Raw genomic sequence first — 17,884 nt, 5'->3', positions numbered from 1 at the left:
AAGAGAAGCAAAACCACGTTATTCATTGCAACTTGATAGTTTCAATTTTTATTAATTGCATTAAGAAATCATAAAATATGTCTTGGTTTACCAGAAAAGATAAGGGTATCTTAACCCCCACAGAATCAAAACGTGAAGCTCCAGATGGGCTTTGGTATCAATGCCCTTCATGTAAAAAAGCAATGCACACTCGTGAACATCGTTTGTTCGCTTATACTTGTTCAAACTGTAATTATCATGAAAAAATTGGCTCACAAGAGTATTTCGAGCTACTTTTCGACCAAACACGATATACAGAATTGGATGCAATGCTTTCTTCTGGTGACCCTTTGAACTTTGTCGATACAAAACGTTATCCAGACCGTATCAAGGCAACAGAAAAGAAAACAGGTTTGAAAGATGCCGTTAGAACTGCCCATGGCAAAATCAATGGCATTGATATTGTTATTTCAGCGATGGATTTTTCATTTATTGGTGGCTCGATGGGTTCGGTAGTAGGTGAAAAAATCGCAAGAGGTATCGACTACGCTCTTCAACACAAAATTCCATTCTTGATGATTTCACGCTCGGGTGGTGCAAGAATGATGGAAGCAGGTTTTTCTTTGATGCAAATGGCAAAAACTTCTGCCAAATTAGCTTTGTTGGCTGAGGCAGGAATTCCATACATTTCATTATTAACAGACCCTACTACTGGTGGTGTTACGGCTTCTTATGCCATGCTTGGCGATTTCAATATCTCTGAACCAGGTGCTTTGATTGGTTTCGCTGGGCCAAGAGTAATTCGTGAAACTATTGGTAAAGATTTGCCAAAAGGTTTCCAAAGTGCAGAGTTCGTATTAGAACACGGTTTCCTTGATTTTATCGTAGATAGAAAAGATTTAAAAGATAAACTTACTTCGCTGTTAAGTATGATAGCGTAATAGCTTTGAGCAATGAGCTTTGAGATTACAAAAGGGTTGTTGATTTTGCATCAGCAACCCTTTTGTATTTTTTGCTATAAAAAAACTCATGCCATGAACTTGATTCATGGCATGAGTAATGACTAATTAACAAATAACGGGTATCGCTTAGTGAGCCGAGCCTCCTTTTTTACAGCAAGAAGGTAATTTTTCATAACCTTTTGCATCTGCTGCTACTTCTTCTGCATCGTAACCTACTTCCGAAATCGCTTTCTTGATTTTGTCAACAGATGTTTTCTTTGGATTGAATGTTACTGTAACCACTTTGTCTTTACTTTCTACGTTCAAGTTCGACTCTGTTACGCCTTTTGTAAAAGCTAATTTTTTCTCAATACGTTCTTTGCACATTTCACAAATGGCAGAAGTTTTGATTTTCACGGTTTCTTTCTTTGGTGTTTCTGCAAAAGTGAACACTGAAACCAATAAAAGGACGAATACTAAAATGCTCTTTTTCATGTTGTTGTTTGTTTAATTGTTTATTATGTTGTTTAAAATTTGTTTCTATTTTATTTCCAGATTTGACAAATTTTAAAATTTGTCAAATCAATTCGAGTATTTAAGCTCTCGCTTTTAGAATATAAGCACCTTCTCGGAGAATATGACCCCCCACTCGAAGAATATAGCCACCCGCTCGAAGAATATAAGCACCTTCTCGGAGAAAATAGCCATCCGCTCGAAGAATGTAAGCACCTCCTCGGAGAATATGACCACCCGCTCGAAGAATATGACCACCCGCTCGAAGAATGTAAGCACCTGCTCGGAGAATATGACCACCCGCTCGAAGAATGTAAGCACCTGCTCGGAGAATATAGCAACTCGCTCAAGGAATGTAAGTATCCGATTGTTAGATTTAACTAAATCTTTTGAAAGTTGATATATCTAACTTGAAATACTAATCGCCAATTACTATTTACCAATCACTCTCTAAATCGCATCAATGGCTTTTCTTTTATGGTGTTGCAGTTCTTTAAAATTACTGGGCGTTAGTCCCGTTACTTTTTTGAACTGATTCGATAAATGCTGAACGCTACTATAATGTAATTGGTCGGCAATTTGGCTTAATGTCAGTTCATCATAAATCAACAACTCCTTTACTTTCTCTATCTTCTGGAAAATCAAATATTGTTCAATCGTCTTTCCTTCTACTTCCGAAAACAGCGTACTTAAATACTTATAATCTCTACCAACTCGCTCAGATATTAGAAAAGAAGGCGTAATTTTATCGACATCCGTACCTGACTGATGTACCATTTCAATCACTACATTCTTTATCTTTTCAACAATCTTTTTACGTTTATCATCCAACAATTCAAAGCCAATACTTGCCAATTGTTTCGCCAAAGTACTTTGGGTATTTTCGTCTAAATCCTGATTGAGTTCTACTTCTCCCAGTTCCATTTGACGTACTTCAATATTGAGCTGAGTAAGTATTTGACTAACCGCCATTTTGCAGCGGTCACAAACCATATTTTTGATGTATAATTTCATGACAGCCTATTTAATTTTATAACGCATTCCCACATAAACCATTCGTCCGATAACTGGCCCCCAAACCATTGAGGCATCGAAATATTTCCCGAAAGGGTCATTAGCCGCTACAATCGGATTACTTTGGGTAAAATTATTTAAGTTTTCACCACCCACATACATTTCCCATTTCAAGAAAGCCTTCGTAACCTGTGCGTTAATATTTGAAAAAGCAGGAGCGAAAACTGACGGTGGTGTAGTGCCATGAAGGTGTTCTATCATATTAGGGATTCTACGCTTGCCGTTCCATTGCCAAGTAAAATCAAATTTCCATTTATTATAAGGCAAAGCATAAGCAATATTGAATAAAACACGCTCACGATTGACAAACTGTTTGGGCAATAAAGTAAGTTCACCACTTGGATTAAGCATATCGTTTTGAACATCAAAAAGGCGATAAGCCAATTTAGTTTCGATACGTTTGCTCGGTGCATAATTCACCTCTGCTTGAAAACTGTTTGAGAACGAACGACCTTTCAGATTATAGAAACGAACATAATTAACACTTTCCATATCGACAATTAATTGATTCTGGAAATTGGTTCTGTACACATCTAAAATGACTGTTCCTTTTTTACCCAAAAGATAAAAATCGTTGCTCAAACTCGCCCCAAAATTCCAAGATTCTTCTGGACGAATCACATCTAACACAGCAAGTTCTCTGGAATTAACCAACATTCCGAAGTTTTCGGCAATGGCATTGGGCATTCTCCAACCTTTTCCTGCACTTAAACGAAGATGTATTTCAGAAGTAATATCATATTTTAAATGTACTCGAGGCGTAAATCGTGTTCCGTAAAGATTATGAAAATCTACTCTTCCGCCCAATACAAGTGTTAGTTTATCAGGAATTGTCTCGGTATATTCTACAAAAGCCCCCGGCACAGATTCAGTTCTTTTGAAAGTAGAATCAATATACTTTTCGTTATAATCGTCTAACAAATAACTTACCCCAGCTTTGTATTGATGATTAGTATTGCCCAAAATGTTTTGATAAATCAAATTGGCATACAGACCTTTTTGAGTTCCAGCATAGTTTTTTAATCCAAAATAAGAAACATTATCATGATAAACACCATTGAGGATAAAGCCCAAACCTTGATAAGGCTTTGTTTGATAGAGTTTGGCGGTTTTACTAAAAAATTCGTAGCGTTTGGTAGTACTTCCGAAACCATACGCTTTGGTGGTATTACGGTCGGTATCAGCATTAAAATTTACCTGTCCACCCAAACGGTCTTCATACAATGCCTTTATCCCAAAAGAAGCCATCATTTTATCACTTTGGTACTTCCAACGATTGATGGCATTGTATTGAGTGTAAAGCGGTAAATCTAAAAAACCATCTTTGTTTTGGTCTAACTTCGTTTGTAAAGTACTGGCGTGCGTCAGTAAACCAACTGACCATTTTTCATTGATTTTATTAGCTAAATTCAAATTGATTTCTCCCCTACCCTGACTATTCAAGTAAGTATTCAAGTACAGTTTTTCAGCTACGTCGGGTTTGGCTAATTCAACATTCAAAGCACCCGTCATCGACTCGTAGCCGCTTACTACCGAACCAGCACCCTTGCCCACATCAATCGAAGAAATCCAAGTACCGGGAATATAATTCAAACCAAAAGTGCTGTTTAATCCACGAATGGCAGGAATGTTTTCGACATTGGTTTGGATATAATTACCCGATAAACCTAATAATTGAATTTGCTTTGCTCCCGTTACGGCATCCGAATAACTTACAGAAACAGAAGCGTTGGTTTCAAAACTTTCGGATAAATTACAGCAAGCCGCTTTGGCAAGAGCCTTTGAAGTAATAATTTCGGTATGAATAGGATTCATTCTATCCATAGAAGTAGCTTCGGCTTTTACAACAACTTCTGCCAAAGCTGCATTTTCTGGAGTGAGATAAATCTCTAAAAATGCTAAGGAATGGACCATCAAAGTATCAGTTCTGTAACCTACCGAACTAACAATTAATTGATGATTTTGTGGGGTTTTTGACAAAGAAAATTCTCCTTTTTCGTCAGATGAAGTACCTCTTTGTGCATTCTGCCAACGGAGTGTTGCACCAATAATGGCTTCTTTTTTTCCGTCAGATTTTTTTTCTAAAACGATTCCACGAACAATTTCTCCATTTTGAGAAAAAGTTTGAAAACTAAATATTATATTACTGATTATAAGGATAGTAAGTCCAGAGAGTCTTTTTAAAACAACAGTAGAATTCATGATTTTAAATGTTAAAATGTTAAAACGAATAGGTATTTTGCTTGAATTCCCAAAAGGTTCGACAAGCCAATCACCTGAAAAAATCGTTCGAGATTTTAACTAAAATCAAATTAAGAAAGACTGAATGAAAATAAGGCGTTCACGCCCAAACAAAGGCGGTGCGGTATTGTAGTAATGAGGAATTTTAAATGAAACAGACTGTGCAACCCAAGAAAATGTAGGCAAAACAGGTGTTTCTGCCAGCCAAGCGAAGGCAGGAAAATGGAAATCTATATTTACTCCTTGTGAAGCATTCGGCGTAATTTTATAATGCGTAACTGCATCAGAACAACACTTCGCTCTTTTGATGGTAGTCTTAGAAGAACCATTGGTCATCTTAGCTTTGCTTGCACAACAAGAGCGTTTGGGCTGAGTATAAGTAATTTTACTTTTGCCACTAATTTTACAAAGATGCTCATACATAGCAAATCCAACGCTTGCGAAAAGCACTTGGAAGGCCATCAAAAGGCAAAATATGCGTATGAGTGTTTTTTTCATTTTAGCTTTGAGCTTTGAGAAGTGAGCTATGAGCTATGAGCTATATTGTGAAATAGTAACTGGTAGCTGAAATCTCAAAATTTACTGCTTTGAGATTTATGTTAAAATAGTAATTTGTAGCTGACAGCTCAAAGCTCATTGCTCATAGCTGATAGCTTCCACAAAGATACACATTTACAACATTACAAGTATTTATATTTGTTTCAGATAATGTTGCATAATTTTCTGATTTATATTTTCATCCTTCAAAACGAAGTATTCACCCATGAAAAAGACAATTGGTGTATAATTATAGTCAATATTCAGAAAATCAATCAACCTTTGATTCACAATGAAACACAAATTCAATATCGAACTTATTTTCTGGCTGGGTGCTTTAATCTGGTTGTTTTTGGATAATCCTCTGGAAAATCATTTTACATTTTGTCCGATAAAAAACTTAGGTTTTTCATTTTGTCCGGGTTGTGGCATTGGGCATTCAATTTCGTTTTTATTACACGGAAATCTAAAACAATCATTTGATAATCATCCACTTGGCGTGTTTGCCTTGATTGTCATCATTCACAGAATTATTACTTTAATAAAAAATACTTACCAACATTTAAACATACAAAACTATGAATCCGAACTTAATGATGATGCTTGCTAACCTTGAAGCTGAGGAAGCCATGTTTATCCAAAATTTAATCAAAGATTATTCAGAAGACCAACAAAAAACCTTTGTGATGATGTACCAAAACAAACGCCGTGACAGCACACTTATTTTGGTAACAACCGTGATTGGCTTCTTTGGTTTTGCAGGTATTCAAAGATTCTTGACAGACCAAATCGGAATGGGAATACTTTATTTCTTTACGGGTGGTTTGTGTTTTATCGGAACTATCGTCGATTTAGTAAACTATAAAAGTCTGGCTTTTGAGTATAATCAAAAAGCTGCTTACGAGACTTTACAGTTGATGAAAACTTGGAATCCCTAAGACATTCCTTATTCAGCCGAAGTAATAATTTCTACTTTCTGATTTTGCAAAACACTTAGTGGAAAAATCGTAGTAGAATCTCCAGTTCTCAGCGTTAGCGAAGTAGTATCTAAGGCAATGATTTCGCCTTGGATACCTTCCAAAACAATTATTTGCCCTTCTCTAAATTTATTTTTACTGTAAAAACTTGATAAAATATTAGAAAGTACATCTTTAGAAGCTACACCATAACCCACAGCAAAAGCGAAAATTACACCTCCAATAATTAAATTAAAGCTGGACTCAAGCAAGCTGGTTTCAATGCCCGATTGTTTCAAAGCGGCAATGAGGGCTATTACCAAAAAGAAAAAGAAAACGATATTTCCCAAAAGTTTGCCCGAATCAATTTTAAATGATTTACAAATATTGACAACCGAGTTTTTGAGTGCATCCGCAATCATTACTCCTGCCAAAAGCATTACAGCCGAAGCAATCAATTTAGGAATCAAGTTTACCAATGAAGAAACCATATCGGTAAGTACTTTCATGCCAAGTGTTTCGGTGGCAGCCGTGATAAAAACCAACATGATAAAATAGTAGAGCGTTTTGGCAACGATAATACTAAGTTTTAGTTCGCCAAAACGTTTGATAACGTCTATCTCGTTGAGTTTATCACCTAATTTATCAAAACCAGCTTTGGCAAGTGCCTTTTGAAGAAGATTGGTAACAATTTTGGCAACAATGACACCTATTAACAGTAGTACGATTGCTCCGACCAATTTGGGTGTAAATAGAAAAAGTTGTTCAATAAGTCGTTGAAAAGTTTGTAATAGAATATCCTGAATATTTGGCATATTTTTATTATTTAAGCTTTGGTAAAGGTAATTTAATCTGTAAAATCTTTTGGTTCGTCAATAGAGATGGCACGAACGATGGTGTCGATAAAACTTCCGATATATAATTCTACAATGACAGAAGTATTACGGATGGTTTCAATCTCAGAGACCAATTCGTTTTTTAAATGCTCGGGGGCGTTCCCTTCAAACTCAATTTGTTTAAATGGATTGTTTTCAGGTACTTTATCGTTAGTCATTGTTTGTAAATAAGACACTCAGCATTTTCGTAATAATGATTCCCCAGAATAATGCACTTTCGATATAGACTTTTTTGAGTCGTTCTTTTGCTCTGAGCAAACGCATTTTCACGGCACTTTCAGAAATAGCCAAAGTACTGGCAATTTCTTTGATACTGAGTTCATCTTGATATTTCATCAATAAGATTGACTTCTCTTCAGGCACAATCTGTTGTAAAGCCTTGCGTAATCGTTGTTCTTCCAACTCAGCGAATTCAGAGTCATCATCTTCGACTAAGTCGAAATCGTAGTCTAATGGATACTCAACATATTTTTTTGAAAGCCGCACTTGGTCGATACAGTAATTATATGTGATGGAATACAACCAAGTAGAAAACTTAGCCGTGGCTTTATAAGTACTGATATTCAAGACCAACTTCATGAAAATATCATGTGTAAAATCTTCCGCTTTGGCTTCATCTTTTACAAAAGACATACATTTTCGATACACTTTATCGGCGTAGCGGTCGTATAGGTGTTCGAAATAAAGATTTTTTTGGGTTTCTATAAATAAAGTAACCAATTGTTCATCACTAAGGCTTTTAGAATTCATTATATCAATTGCTAAATTGGAGAGCATTTTAAAGCCTCAAATCTTGAGCCAAAAAGCTAAAATTTGAAGGCATTCAATATAATTTTAAAAAGGGATTTTGGTGGGCGTGATGCGATGTGTTTGTTCAGAATGCGAAATTAGCGAAAAAAAAATTACTTCTAACTATATTTTTCAAAAGCTAAAAATCCTAAATTAGCTAAATCACAAGGTTTTATATAATATTTTTTATACGAGTGCCGTTCATTTTTTGAATGACTTACCTACATATTCCATGAAAAAATATATTCTGATATTCATAAGTCTCTTTATGATAGGAGCTTGCAAAAGCCAAAAAAAGATAAGTAACTCTGAGCAAAATCAACACTCGGCAATCGCTATTAGTCAACCAAAAATTATTTTTACTTTGGCAACTACTGCTTGTTATGGTACTTGTCCAGTTTTTGAAATGAGTGTTTTTGAGAATGATAGTTTGGTGTACAACGGAGAAAATTATGTAAAAGTAAAAGGACAAATTTCTAAAAAGTTAGCCAAAGGAACAGTTGAAAAACTGCAAAAACAGTTTAGAAACGCTAACTTTTTTGAATTGAAGAATGTTTATGAAATGAACGTCTCGGATTTGCCTACTACTTATATTTCATTTACTGATAATGAAAAAACAAAAAAAATAAAAGACTATGCCGGTAGTCCGGAAACATTGAAGCAGTTAGAAGCCCTTCTTCGAGCTTTAGTTGAAGAAGAAGTGATTTTACAACGTTGAACTATCTTTAATTTAACAATTTTATAATTAGGATTCATCCTGATTCGTTTAACTTTGTTGTAATATGAACGGATTTACTTCCAAATATAAAAAACGTAGCAGAGCCAAGGATTCTCTTATCGGGAATCTTTTTTCCTTTCTAAACAATTTTATGAACACTAAGCAAACGCCAGAGGAGAAACGCCGTCTTGAAAAAGTCATCAATAAATCGTATGATGTAATTGAAAAATCAGACTATATCAGTCGTGATTTAAGTTGGTTGAAGTTTGATGAAAGAGTACTCGACCAAGCACGAGATGTTCGTAGAAATATATTTGACCGCCTAAAGTTTTTGGCAATTACGTCTTCAAATTTAGATGAGTTTTTTACTATTCGTGTGGGTTCACTGTACAATTACATCGACTACGGTAAAGAACGCACCGATTATTCAGGCTTACGAGAATTACCTTTCAAGAAAACCTTAATGGCTACTTCTCAGTCATTTGTATTAGAAACTCAAAGACTGTATAAGGAAGAAATTTTTCCAGAATTTGAAGAAAACGGTTTTAGAGTAATCGGCTTGAGCGACTTGAATGAGGATGAAATGGAGCAAATCCTCGACTACTTCAACCGCACAATTTACCCGATGCTTACGCCGATGGTTTTCGACCATACGCATACTTTCCCAAGCTTATTAGGCAAAACGTTGATTTTCGGTGTTGTTACTAAAAGCGAAGGTGAACGTACAGAAACTAACATCAACGAAAGTCGTAAAATTAGTTTTGTACAAATTCCACAAAATCTAAAACGCTTTTATGTAGTTGAGCGTGAAGATGAAATTCTCTTTTTACCGATTGAAGAAATCATTCGTCACGAAATCTGGAAACTTTATAAAAACGTAGAAATTGAATCTGTTTCTTTGTTCAGAATTACCCGAAATGGTGACTTTGATGTAGTAGAACATGAAGATTCTGAAACCGATTTTATCGACGAAATCAAAAAGAAAATCAAAGACCGCCGTCTCGGACGAGTAACTCGTATCGAAATGGAGGTAGGTTGTTCGGAATGGATGCTTCAAATGATGCTAAAAAGATGGAAATTAGAAAAAAATGACATCTTCTTTAGCGATACTTTAATAGACTTTTCGGCTTTTTGGCAAATCATCAAACATCCAGAATTTAAGGCTAAACAAGCTGCCCCAAGAGCTTCTGTACCAGCTTTGGGACAAGTGACTCAAAAGCCCGAAAATATTTTTGAAACGATGAAGCAAGGTGACATTCTTTTGCATCATCCTTTCAATAATTTTGAACCTGTACTTCAGTTGTTGGAACAAGCTGCCGAAGACCAAAACGTACTGGCTATCAAAATTACTTTATACAGAATTTCAAAACATTCACGTATTGCCGAGGCTTTGCTTAGAGCCGCAGAAAATGGCAAACACGTTTCGGTATTGTTTGAAGTAAAAGCACGTTTTGACGAAGAAAACAACATTCGTGAGGCTCTTCGTTTACAAAAAGCTGGCTGTTTTGTGATTTATGGAATTCCGGGCTTGAAAACCCATACTAAACTTTTGCAAATCATCAGGAACGAAGGCGATAGAGTAGTGAGTTACGCCCACTTATCGTCAGGGAACTACAATGAAGATACAGCAAAACTTTATACTGACATTGGCTTATTAACTACCGATGAAGTATTGACCAGAGATATTTCAGAATTTTTCAATGTTATCACTGGACACTCTCAGCCATATTCTTACGAAAGGTTGATTACTGCTCCGAGAGACATGAGAAAGAGTTTAGTAGCCATGATTAGAAACGAAGCAGAAAATGCTCGTGCAGGTTTACCAAGTGGCATTTGTCTGAAAATCAATTCACTACAAGATAAAATTACGATTGATGAATTGTATAAAGCTTCGCAAGCTGGTGTAAAAATTCAATTGATTGTCAGAGGAATTTGCTGTTTACGTCCGCAAAGAAAAGGTTTGTCCGAAAATATTACAGTACGTTCTATCGTCGGCGATTTCTTAGAACATACCCGTATTTATTACTTCCACAACAACGGCAATCCTAAAGTATATGGTGGTTCGGCGGATGTAATGGTAAGAAGTTTCGACCGTAGAATTGAATCTCTTTTTGAAATTTACGGTACACAAGTAAAACAACAAGCCATTAATATTTTAGCTTGGAACTTAAAAGACAACGTGAATGCCTATACCATGCAAGAAGATGGCTCGTTCAAGCGTTGTGCTTCACCCGTTGAATGCGGAGATGCTACTTTTGATATTCATAAAAAATTCTTTGAAGTAACGATGGCAGACATTATGGATGCTAAATTATTTGAAGAACAAGAAGAAACAATCGACAAAGAGGAAACCGCAGAAGTGTAGCTTTTTGCAAATAAATCTCAGAAAACACGAATAAACTCAAGTTTTGTTCGTGTTTTTTTGCGTCCTTTAAGGTCGCTATGTGTCTTTCATCAAAAAAGGTATTACTATGGTTTTGATTCCTGCTTCCAACAAAGTAAAGTTTAATGATATTTGGCTCAATTTTAGTCGCCCTGTGAAAGAATTCATTCGTAATCAAACGCATAATTCAGACATTACCGACGACCTCCTTCAAGAAGTATTTATCAAAATACATCAACATTTATCACAACTTCAAGACGAAGAAAGGCTGGCTGGTTGGGTTTTTCAAATTGCCCGTAATACGGTTTTGAATTATTTCAGGGCCAAGAAAAACCATTTGGCAGAAGACAACGACGAATACTTGAATGGTTTGGAAGAGACCTATTTCAATGAAAATGAGCTAAATACTTTGGTAGCCAATTGGTTGGAATCGTTCAGAAAAGAACTTGACCCTAAGTATGAAGAAGCCTTGCGTTTGGTGGACATTGAGGGACTTTCGCAAGTACAATTGGCTGAAAAATTGGGTATTTCTGTTTCTGGGGCAAAATCAAGAGTACAGCGTGGTCGTGAACAATTGAAGCAAAAACTCATGGATTGTTGCCCCGTAAAAGTAGATACTTATGGTAATATCGTAGAAGTAAGAAGACAATCTGGCGAATGTCTTTGTATCTAATTTTTTAATTCAAAGAGGCCTGATACCAATTTTTCAACATATTGGTCGTTTTGGCAGCCAATATTTTGTACTGTTCTGTTTTGGCAAAAGAAGGCGTTTTTTCTAATTTCCGTATCAAAAACTTCAAAGGTGTTTCTCTCGAAACAAAGACCAAAGAAATCAGCCAGTCGCCCGACTGTGCATCTATTAAGTATCCAACCAACGATTCCCCAAGCCATTTTTCTTCAAAAACACCCAAATCTCTTTTAGCTCCTTGATAGTTTTCCTGAAAATTGTAATCAAAATGATAGATTTCCATGTGCGTATCGACGTTTAAATTTTATTTTTCCAAGAATATTTTTAAATATAATGATAAATATCATTTTTTGAAATGATTTCTTAAAAAACCTGCGTCCTTTTTCAGACTTTGGGTTCTTTCATATAAAAACAACAAGATTATGAAAACGCAAGAAGAAAATTTAAAAGAAATTGTTAAAGAAAAATATGGCGAAATAGCCCTTCAATCAGCTGAATATAATGCTTCTACTTGTTGCGGTGCTGGGCCTTCGGCTGGTTCATACACCATCATGTCGGAAAGCTACGAGCATTTAAAAGGTTATAATCCTGATGCTGATTTAAGCTTAGGCTGTGGTTTGCCAACACAATTTGCCAATATTCAAGCAGGCGATACTGTGATAGATTTAGGCTCTGGTGCAGGAAACGATTGTTTCATTGCTCGTGCTGAAACTGGTGCAACGGGTAAAGTAATCGGTATTGATTTTACCAAAGCCATGATTGAAAAAGCAAGAAAAAATGCCGAGAAATTGGGCTACAACAATGTTGAATTTCGTGAAGGCGACATCGAAAATATGCCTGTGAACGACAATATTGCAGATGTAATTGTGAGTAACTGTGTGTTGAATTTAGTGCCAAATAAAAGAAATGTTATTCAAGAAATTTTTAGAGTACTGAAACCAAGCGGACATTTTAGTATTTCGGATATTGTTTTGGAAGGCGACCTTCCAGAAGCTTTAAAAACTGCCGCAGAAATGTACGCAGGTTGTGTTTCGGGAGCTATTCAAAAATTAGAATATTTGCAGTTAATCAAAGAAGCAGGTTTTACCAACATTACAGTTCAGAAAGAAAAACCTATCTTTTTACCTGACAATATTTTGATGGAATACCTTTCTATTGATGCCTTGAAAGAATTTTTAGCATCGGGTACTGGTATTTATAGCGTAACGGTTTATGCAGAAAAACCAGCAGTAGAAGGTACGAAAAAAGAAAAAATTAGAATTAATTTAGCTGATGTAGCCAATAGTACTTCTTGTTGTACTCCCGGAAGTGGCTGTTGCTAATTGGTCATAGATAAGTATCAGTTTTACTCAATGATAAAAGATTTGTCATTGAGTAAAACTGATATTTTTGATTTACAAACAACGTATTGAATACAATTCTATTGACTTTTCTATTTTTTACAAATAACTGATAATTAAACAATTAAAATACTAATCACCAATTACTATTGACCAATCACTCCCTAAATGATGAAAATTGCTTTATTCTCAGACATTCACGCTAATTTACCTGCTTTCCATGCTTTTTTAAAAGATGTAGAAAGTAGAGACATCGACGCAATGTATTGTCTCGGAGATTTAGTCGGTTACAATATTTGGCCGAATGAAATTATTAATGAAATCAGAAAGCGGAAAATACCAACTTTAGCAGGCAATCATGATTTTGACATTGCACGTATGAGTCCGATAACTGAGTGGACAAGTGACTATGAACAATCGGGGAAGGTTTCTACTTTATACACCAATTTCTTGGTGAAAGCAGAAGAAAGAAAGTACCTCAGAACTTTGCCTGCACATATTAGATTAAACTTTCAATTGAATGAGGATTCGCTTACTTTATTGCTGGTGCATGGAAGTCCAAGAAAGATTAATGAATATCTTTTAGAAGATAAAGAAGAAGCCTCGATGCTTGAAATCATGGAAGAAGCCGACGCTGATATTTTATGTTTTGGGCATTCGCACAAGCCTTATCACAGAATTTTGTCAACTGAACTTGAAGGTAAAAAGCAGTTTCGTCATGCTATCAATATTGGTTCTGTGGGTAAACCTAAAGACAATGACGCTCGTGGCTGTTATGTGATTTTGAGTATCAACGAAAACAGTACTAAACTTAATGCTGAAAGTATTCAAGTGGAATTTATTCGATTTGAGTATGATATAGAAACGGCAGCAAAAGCCATTGAAAACAGTCCTTTACCCAATAATTTAGCAGAAATGCTCAGAAAAGGTTTTTAAGCCCAAACTCAATATATAAAAATATGTCTCAACCCAAAAAACTTTCATTTTTAGACCAATACCTTACGCTTTGGATTTTCTTAGCGATGGCAATTGGTGTTGCGATTGGCTACTTTTTTCCGCAAACCGAAGCCTTCGTTAATCAATTTAATTCGGGTTCGACCAACGTTCCGCTTGCGATTGGTTTAGTCCTGATGATGTACCCTCCATTGGCAAAAGTAAAGTATGCCGAACTTCCTAAAGTATTTAATAATGTTAAAATTTTAGGTTTATCGCTTGTGCAGAACTGGCTCGTTGGGCCAGTTTTGATGTTTATATTGGCAATTGTTTTCTTGCCAGATAAACCAGAATACATGACGGGACTAATCATGATTGGGATTGCTCGTTGTATTGCCATGGTAATTGTTTGGAACGACTTGGCCAACGGCGACCGCCTTTATGCCGCTGGTTTAGTCGCTTTCAACAGTATTTTCCAAGTACTGTTTTATTCGGTGTATGCTTGGTTTTTTATTACTATTTTGCCTCCGCTTTTTGGTTTACAAGGTTTTGAAGTAAACATTACCATCACTGAAGTAGCCAAAAGTGTATTTATTTACTTGGGAGTACCCTTTTTAGCAGGCTTATTTTCTCGCATAATTCTATCAAAAATATTCAGTACAGCATGGTATGAAGAGAAGTTTTTACCAGCCATCAGTCCTATCACATTGATAGCTTTATTGTTTACCATTGTGGTAATGTTTAGTTTGAAAGGACAATTAATTGTTTCCATTCCTTTAGATGTCCTACGCATTGCTTTACCACTGACAGCATACTTTGCCATCATGTTTTTTTCGGCATTTTACTTATCCAAACGAGCAGGAGCGAATTATGCCAAATCTACTTCTTTGGCATTTACAGCCGCAGGAAATAATTTTGAATTAGGCATTGCCGTAGCCATTGCTGTTTTTGGTGTTAATTCGGGTGCTGCTTTTGCGGCAGTAGTTGGGCCACTGATTGAAGTACCTGTATTGATTTTAATGGTAAACTTTGCCTTGAAACAAGAAAGAAAATTTAGTAATCAATAAGAATATTGTTCTCTTAAATTCATAGTCAAAAAATGAAAAAAGTATTAGTTCTCTGCACAGGTAACTCTTGCAGAAGTCAGATAGCCGATGGTTATTTAAAATTCTTTGCTGGCGAAAAAGCAGCAGTATATTCAGCAGGCGTAGAAACGCACGGAGTAAACCCAAAAGCGATAGCGACAATGGCAGAAGATGGCATTGATATTTCAAAAAACACTTCTAACAATGTATTAGAATACGAAAGTATCGACTTCGACTTTGTGATTACCGTTTGTGACAATGCCCGTGAACGTTGTCCATACTTCCCCACAAAAGCCGTGAAATTTCATTATAATTTTCCAGACCCAGCCAAATTTGTAGGAACAGAAGAAGAAACCAAAGCAGAATTTGCCCGAGTTCGTGAAATGATTAAAAAGTACTGTGAAGACTTTGTTCAGACGAATTTGTAGGGAAAAGTAAAGCCCCAATAACACGTCTGAAGAAGGCTGTGGTATTGGGGCTTTGCTACTCTACTAATCTTCAATCAAAGGAAAATCAGTAAAGTCGGATACATATTTGGAAAAATCAATGCCTGAACACTCTACCCTATCTTCCATATATGAAAAATATAAGGTTAAGTTCCCATTATGCTCAGTACCTATTTTGAAATTTTGTAAATAGTCAAGCAAATAATCCTGTCTAATGATGAGTGGCTTAGTCCATTGTTCATTATTTCTAACAATAAAAACATAGTGAACAGGAATATTAGCAATATTTCTTAATTGAGGAAGAGGAACGTTAAACTTTGCACTAAAACTGTTTTGTCTTTGAGTTGAAGTAGAGGTTTTTACTTGTACTCTTCTCAAAGTTCCATTATCATCTTGAACAACAAAAATATCATCGCCAATATCCACCTCTGGAATAGCAACATTCCAACCACGGGTTAAAAACTCAGACATTACCGTCAGATGTCCTGCTTTTCCTAAATAGAGATGATAATTTTTCTTTACGCTGGTACTTTGTGTGAGTGCAAAATATTACCCGTGTGCGAATCCACAAATTGAATAAAATCTACCTTTTTATTTAATTCGCTTTGATTATCCATACCCAATAACGCTGGATAAATATAAGATTCAAGTTTATTGTAATAAACTTCAAAGTCGCTCTTTGTATCATAAGCAACAAAAATATTGTTGGCTGGATGAGAGTTAGGAAACCAACTCTTAATCAACTGTCTAATAGATGGAGCAATACTGAAAGTATAGCCATCCATTTGTTTACTTACATTAATTCTGATTGCTTCCATTGTACTTATTTTTTATCTATACAAAAATACAAAAAAGCTATTGGCTTTGTAATACCCATTTTACTTTTAGAGTATTAGCATATCATAAAAGGCAGGACAAATTTAACTTCGTCCTGCCTTTATTATTTATGAGAAATACTTGGTCTTACCGGGAATGGCTACCGGATAATTGCCGTTTGCATCGGGTTTCAGAGGCATATCTGCGTCCCAAGCAAAGGTTTTTGGCATAATATCAATGCCCGAGTTAATGGCTTTGTCCCATTCTATTACTTGTCCTGAATAGGTTGCCATTCTTCCTAAAATAGAAGTCATGGTTGACTTTGCTCCGTTTTCTGCATCAGCAAATTTGTATTCGCCTTTGGCTATGGCTGCAAACAATTCGTCGTGTTCAGTTTGGTAAGGCTGATTTTCTTTGGTCTTTTTATCAAAAGCATACAAAGGCTTTCCTTTGTGGTCGGTGATTTTGGCAGCATCGAACTGAATTTTCCCTTTTGTTCCCACTACCAATTCGTCAACTTTTGCCCAAGTACCTTTGATATGTCGGCATTGTGAATTTAAAATTGTACCGTCGGCATATTCAAATTCAACAATGTGGTGGTCGAAAATCTCTCCTGTATCTTTTCCTTTTCTCACTTCACGTCCACCAGTACCTCTGGCTCTTACTGGATAACCATTTTTCGCCCAGTTGATTACGTCGATATTATGAATGTGTTGTTCGGTAATATGGTCGCCACAAAGCCAGTTAAAATAATACCAGTTTCGCATTTGGTACTCCATTTCTGTTTGTCCTGCTACTCTTGGTTTAGTCCAAACGCCATCATTATTCCACCAAGCCGAAGCCGAAACAATATCGCCAACCATGCCATCTTGCAAACGCTTCATTAATTCTCTATAAGAATTTTGATAATGTCTTTGCAAACCTACCACTACATTCAACTTTTTAGCTTTTGCTTTTTCAGCCGCCACTAATACTCTTTGAATACCAGCCGGGTCAGTTGCCACAGGTTTTTCCATAAAAATATGTTTGCCTGCATTCACTGCTGCTTCAAAATGGATAGGACGAAAACCGGGAGGAGTAGTCAGAATCACCACATCAGCCAAAGGAATAGCTTTTTGATACGCATCAAAACCTGTAAATTTATGGTCGTTCGGAACATCAATTTTAGCTTTTAAATGAGCTTGTTCATCACTTGTAATTTCTTCATAGCAACTATCCAGACGGTCTTTGAATGCGTCTGCCATCGCTACTAATTTTACATTTTGCTTGGTACTTAAAGCCTGTACAATCGCACCAGTTCCTCTACCGCCACAGCCAATGAGGGCTACTTTGATAGTATCGTCGGTGTTGCTATTGAAAAAAGAAGCCTCCGATAAAAACGGAGTAGTAAGTATTCCACCTGTAATGATAGAAGTACTTTTCACAAAATCACGTCTATTTAAGTTCATAGTTGTTTAGTTAATTGTTTATTATTTTGATGTCGGATTTCGGATGTCGGTCTTCGGATGTCAGATTTAAGATGATGGTTCTTAGTTCACTTACCATTACA

At 36.0% G+C, this 17,884-nt stretch carries 22 protein-coding genes; 10 read left to right on the top strand and 12 right to left on the bottom strand.

Features of this window, described 5'->3' with window-relative positions; all coding sequences use genetic code 11:
- Positions 1-77: 77 nt before the first annotated feature.
- A complete protein-coding gene (accD, locus tag VB248_RS07035) occupies positions 78-920 on the top strand; it encodes an acetyl-CoA carboxylase, carboxyltransferase subunit beta (RefSeq protein WP_323296041.1) in 843 nt (280 codons plus the stop codon).
- A gap of 147 nt (positions 921-1,067) precedes the next feature.
- On the opposite strand, the gene VB248_RS07030 is transcribed toward accD, so the two are convergent.
- From VB248_RS07030 to VB248_RS07010, 5 genes are all read right to left on the bottom strand, one after another.
- On the bottom strand, positions 1,068-1,415 hold the full coding sequence (locus tag VB248_RS07030) for a heavy-metal-associated domain-containing protein (protein WP_323296040.1): 348 nt from the start codon (positions 1,413-1,415) through the stop codon (positions 1,068-1,070).
- Positions 1,416-1,529: 114 nt separating this feature from the next.
- Entirely contained in the window at positions 1,530-1,754 is a 225-nt protein-coding gene (locus VB248_RS07025; protein ID WP_323296039.1) for a hypothetical protein, read from the bottom strand.
- 129 nt (positions 1,755-1,883) lie between these two features.
- A complete protein-coding gene (locus VB248_RS07020) occupies positions 1,884-2,447 on the bottom strand; it encodes a helix-turn-helix domain-containing protein (RefSeq protein ID WP_323296038.1) in 564 nt (187 codons plus the stop codon).
- 6 nt (positions 2,448-2,453) lie between these two features.
- Positions 2,454-4,709: a TonB-dependent receptor gene (locus VB248_RS07015; RefSeq protein WP_323296037.1), complete on the bottom strand. Its 2,256-nt coding sequence runs from the start codon at positions 4,707-4,709 to the stop codon at positions 2,454-2,456.
- 105 nt (positions 4,710-4,814) lie between these two features.
- On the bottom strand, positions 4,815-5,246 hold the full coding sequence (locus tag VB248_RS07010) for an HYC_CC_PP family protein (RefSeq protein ID WP_323296036.1): 432 nt from the start codon (positions 5,244-5,246) through the stop codon (positions 4,815-4,817).
- A 331-nt stretch (positions 5,247-5,577) separates the two neighbouring features.
- Here VB248_RS07010 and VB248_RS07005 point away from each other — a divergent pair, with 331 nt between their 5' ends.
- The gene (locus tag VB248_RS07005) at positions 5,578-5,895 is read left to right on the top strand and encodes a DUF2752 domain-containing protein (protein WP_323296035.1); all 318 of its coding nucleotides are present in this window, start codon (positions 5,578-5,580) and stop codon (positions 5,893-5,895) included.
- Positions 5,864-6,223, top strand: a complete 360-nt coding sequence (locus VB248_RS07000) for a TM2 domain-containing protein (protein WP_323296034.1) — start codon at positions 5,864-5,866, stop codon at positions 6,221-6,223. The genes VB248_RS07005 and VB248_RS07000 overlap by 32 nt, the downstream gene beginning before the upstream one ends.
- 8 nt (positions 6,224-6,231) lie before the next feature.
- On the opposite strand, the gene VB248_RS06995 is transcribed toward VB248_RS07000, so the two are convergent.
- From VB248_RS06995 to VB248_RS06985, 3 genes are read right to left on the bottom strand one after another with little or no spacing between them, the layout of a single operon-like run.
- Entirely contained in the window at positions 6,232-7,056 is an 825-nt protein-coding gene (locus tag VB248_RS06995; RefSeq protein WP_323296033.1) for a mechanosensitive ion channel family protein, read from the bottom strand.
- 32 nt (positions 7,057-7,088) lie between these two features.
- Entirely contained in the window at positions 7,089-7,295 is a 207-nt protein-coding gene (locus tag VB248_RS06990) for a hypothetical protein (RefSeq protein WP_323296032.1), read from the bottom strand.
- The gene (locus tag VB248_RS06985) at positions 7,288-7,887 is read right to left on the bottom strand and encodes an RNA polymerase sigma factor (protein WP_323296031.1); all 600 of its coding nucleotides are present in this window, start codon (positions 7,885-7,887) and stop codon (positions 7,288-7,290) included. Before VB248_RS06985 ends, VB248_RS06990 begins: the two co-directional genes overlap by 8 nt.
- 271 nt (positions 7,888-8,158) lie before the next feature.
- On the opposite strand from VB248_RS06985, the gene VB248_RS06980 reads away from it, so the two are divergent.
- From VB248_RS06980 to sigZ, 3 genes are all read left to right on the top strand, one after another.
- Positions 8,159-8,644: a DUF6438 domain-containing protein gene (locus VB248_RS06980; RefSeq protein WP_323296030.1), complete on the top strand. Its 486-nt coding sequence runs from the start codon at positions 8,159-8,161 to the stop codon at positions 8,642-8,644.
- A 151-nt stretch (positions 8,645-8,795) separates the two neighbouring features.
- Complete coding sequence (ppk1, locus tag VB248_RS06975) at positions 8,796-11,009, top strand: polyphosphate kinase 1 (RefSeq protein WP_323296029.1); 2,214 nt, start codon at positions 8,796-8,798, stop codon at positions 11,007-11,009.
- Between the two features lie 79 nt (positions 11,010-11,088).
- Positions 11,089-11,700 carry an RNA polymerase sigma factor SigZ gene (gene sigZ, locus VB248_RS06970; protein WP_323296028.1) on the top strand — a complete coding sequence of 204 codons (612 nt, stop codon included), beginning with the start codon at positions 11,089-11,091 and terminating at the stop codon, positions 11,698-11,700.
- A 4-nt stretch (positions 11,701-11,704) separates the two neighbouring features.
- Here the strand turns inward: sigZ and VB248_RS06965 are convergent, their stop codons facing one another.
- The gene (locus VB248_RS06965) at positions 11,705-11,998 is read right to left on the bottom strand and encodes a hypothetical protein (RefSeq protein WP_323296027.1); all 294 of its coding nucleotides are present in this window, start codon (positions 11,996-11,998) and stop codon (positions 11,705-11,707) included.
- A gap of 139 nt (positions 11,999-12,137) precedes the next feature.
- On the opposite strand from VB248_RS06965, the gene VB248_RS06960 reads away from it, so the two are divergent.
- From VB248_RS06960 to VB248_RS06945, 4 genes are all read left to right on the top strand, one after another.
- Positions 12,138-13,037, top strand: a complete 900-nt coding sequence (locus VB248_RS06960; RefSeq protein WP_323296026.1) for an arsenite methyltransferase — start codon at positions 12,138-12,140, stop codon at positions 13,035-13,037.
- A 186-nt stretch (positions 13,038-13,223) separates the two neighbouring features.
- Complete coding sequence (locus VB248_RS06955) at positions 13,224-13,991, top strand: metallophosphoesterase family protein (protein WP_456062050.1); 768 nt, start codon at positions 13,224-13,226, stop codon at positions 13,989-13,991.
- A gap of 23 nt (positions 13,992-14,014) precedes the next feature.
- Positions 14,015-15,055 (top strand): ACR3 family arsenite efflux transporter, encoded by a 1,041-nt coding sequence (gene arsB / locus VB248_RS06950; protein ID WP_323296025.1) that lies wholly within the window; start codon positions 14,015-14,017, stop codon positions 15,053-15,055.
- A gap of 32 nt (positions 15,056-15,087) precedes the next feature.
- Positions 15,088-15,501: an arsenate reductase ArsC gene (locus VB248_RS06945; RefSeq protein ID WP_323296024.1), complete on the top strand. Its 414-nt coding sequence runs from the start codon at positions 15,088-15,090 to the stop codon at positions 15,499-15,501.
- A gap of 63 nt (positions 15,502-15,564) precedes the next feature.
- Here VB248_RS06945 and VB248_RS06940 read toward each other — a convergent pair whose 3' ends face one another.
- From VB248_RS06940 to VB248_RS06930, 3 genes are all read right to left on the bottom strand, one after another.
- A complete protein-coding gene (locus VB248_RS06940; protein ID WP_323296023.1) occupies positions 15,565-15,990 on the bottom strand; it encodes a hypothetical protein in 426 nt (141 codons plus the stop codon).
- A gap of 47 nt (positions 15,991-16,037) precedes the next feature.
- Entirely contained in the window at positions 16,038-16,337 is a 300-nt protein-coding gene (locus VB248_RS06935; RefSeq protein WP_323296022.1) for a hypothetical protein, read from the bottom strand.
- Between the two features lie 126 nt (positions 16,338-16,463).
- A complete protein-coding gene (locus VB248_RS06930; protein WP_323296021.1) occupies positions 16,464-17,783 on the bottom strand; it encodes a Gfo/Idh/MocA family protein in 1,320 nt (439 codons plus the stop codon).
- Between the last annotated feature and the right edge of the window lie 101 nt (positions 17,784-17,884).

It is taken from the genome of Arcicella rigui, from assembly GCF_034929435.1.
GTDB lineage: Bacteria > Bacteroidota > Bacteroidia > Cytophagales > Spirosomataceae > Arcicella > Arcicella rigui.
Note: the sequence above shows the minus strand (reverse complement) of the source record. Positions and strands in the feature narration are given on the sequence as shown.

Excerpts from the sequence above, each read along its gene's own strand:
- VB248_RS07000 (WP_323296034.1), top strand. The coding sequence starts at position 5,864 with ATGAATCCGAACTTAATGATGATGCTTGCTAACCTTGAAGCTGAGGAA.
- accD (WP_323296041.1), top strand. The coding sequence starts at position 78 with ATGTCTTGGTTTACCAGAAAAGATAAGGGTATCTTAACCCCCACAGAA.
- VB248_RS06990 (WP_323296032.1), bottom strand. The coding sequence starts at position 7,295 with ATGACTAACGATAAAGTACCTGAAAACAATCCATTTAAACAAATTGAG.
- VB248_RS06935 (WP_323296022.1), bottom strand. The coding sequence starts at position 16,337 with ATGGAAGCAATCAGAATTAATGTAAGTAAACAAATGGATGGCTATACT.
- VB248_RS06940 (WP_323296023.1), bottom strand. The coding sequence starts at position 15,990 with ATGTCTGAGTTTTTAACCCGTGGTTGGAATGTTGCTATTCCAGAGGTG.
- VB248_RS06960 (WP_323296026.1), top strand. The coding sequence starts at position 12,138 with ATGAAAACGCAAGAAGAAAATTTAAAAGAAATTGTTAAAGAAAAATAT.
- VB248_RS07015 (WP_323296037.1), bottom strand. The coding sequence starts at position 4,709 with ATGAATTCTACTGTTGTTTTAAAAAGACTCTCTGGACTTACTATCCTT.
- VB248_RS07020 (WP_323296038.1), bottom strand. The coding sequence starts at position 2,447 with ATGAAATTATACATCAAAAATATGGTTTGTGACCGCTGCAAAATGGCG.
- VB248_RS07010 (WP_323296036.1), bottom strand. The coding sequence starts at position 5,246 with ATGAAAAAAACACTCATACGCATATTTTGCCTTTTGATGGCCTTCCAA.
- ppk1 (WP_323296029.1), top strand. The coding sequence starts at position 8,796 with ATGAACACTAAGCAAACGCCAGAGGAGAAACGCCGTCTTGAAAAAGTC.
- VB248_RS07005 (WP_323296035.1), top strand. The coding sequence starts at position 5,578 with ATGAAACACAAATTCAATATCGAACTTATTTTCTGGCTGGGTGCTTTA.
- VB248_RS06930 (WP_323296021.1), bottom strand. The coding sequence starts at position 17,783 with ATGAACTTAAATAGACGTGATTTTGTGAAAAGTACTTCTATCATTACA.
- arsB (WP_323296025.1), top strand. The coding sequence starts at position 14,015 with ATGTCTCAACCCAAAAAACTTTCATTTTTAGACCAATACCTTACGCTT.
- VB248_RS06980 (WP_323296030.1), top strand. The coding sequence starts at position 8,159 with ATGAAAAAATATATTCTGATATTCATAAGTCTCTTTATGATAGGAGCT.
- VB248_RS07030 (WP_323296040.1), bottom strand. The coding sequence starts at position 1,415 with ATGAAAAAGAGCATTTTAGTATTCGTCCTTTTATTGGTTTCAGTGTTC.
- VB248_RS06945 (WP_323296024.1), top strand. The coding sequence starts at position 15,088 with ATGAAAAAAGTATTAGTTCTCTGCACAGGTAACTCTTGCAGAAGTCAG.
- VB248_RS06965 (WP_323296027.1), bottom strand. The coding sequence starts at position 11,998 with ATGGAAATCTATCATTTTGATTACAATTTTCAGGAAAACTATCAAGGA.
- VB248_RS06995 (WP_323296033.1), bottom strand. The coding sequence starts at position 7,056 with ATGCCAAATATTCAGGATATTCTATTACAAACTTTTCAACGACTTATT.
- VB248_RS06955 (WP_456062050.1), top strand. The coding sequence starts at position 13,224 with ATGATGAAAATTGCTTTATTCTCAGACATTCACGCTAATTTACCTGCT.
- VB248_RS06985 (WP_323296031.1), bottom strand. The coding sequence starts at position 7,887 with ATGAATTCTAAAAGCCTTAGTGATGAACAATTGGTTACTTTATTTATA.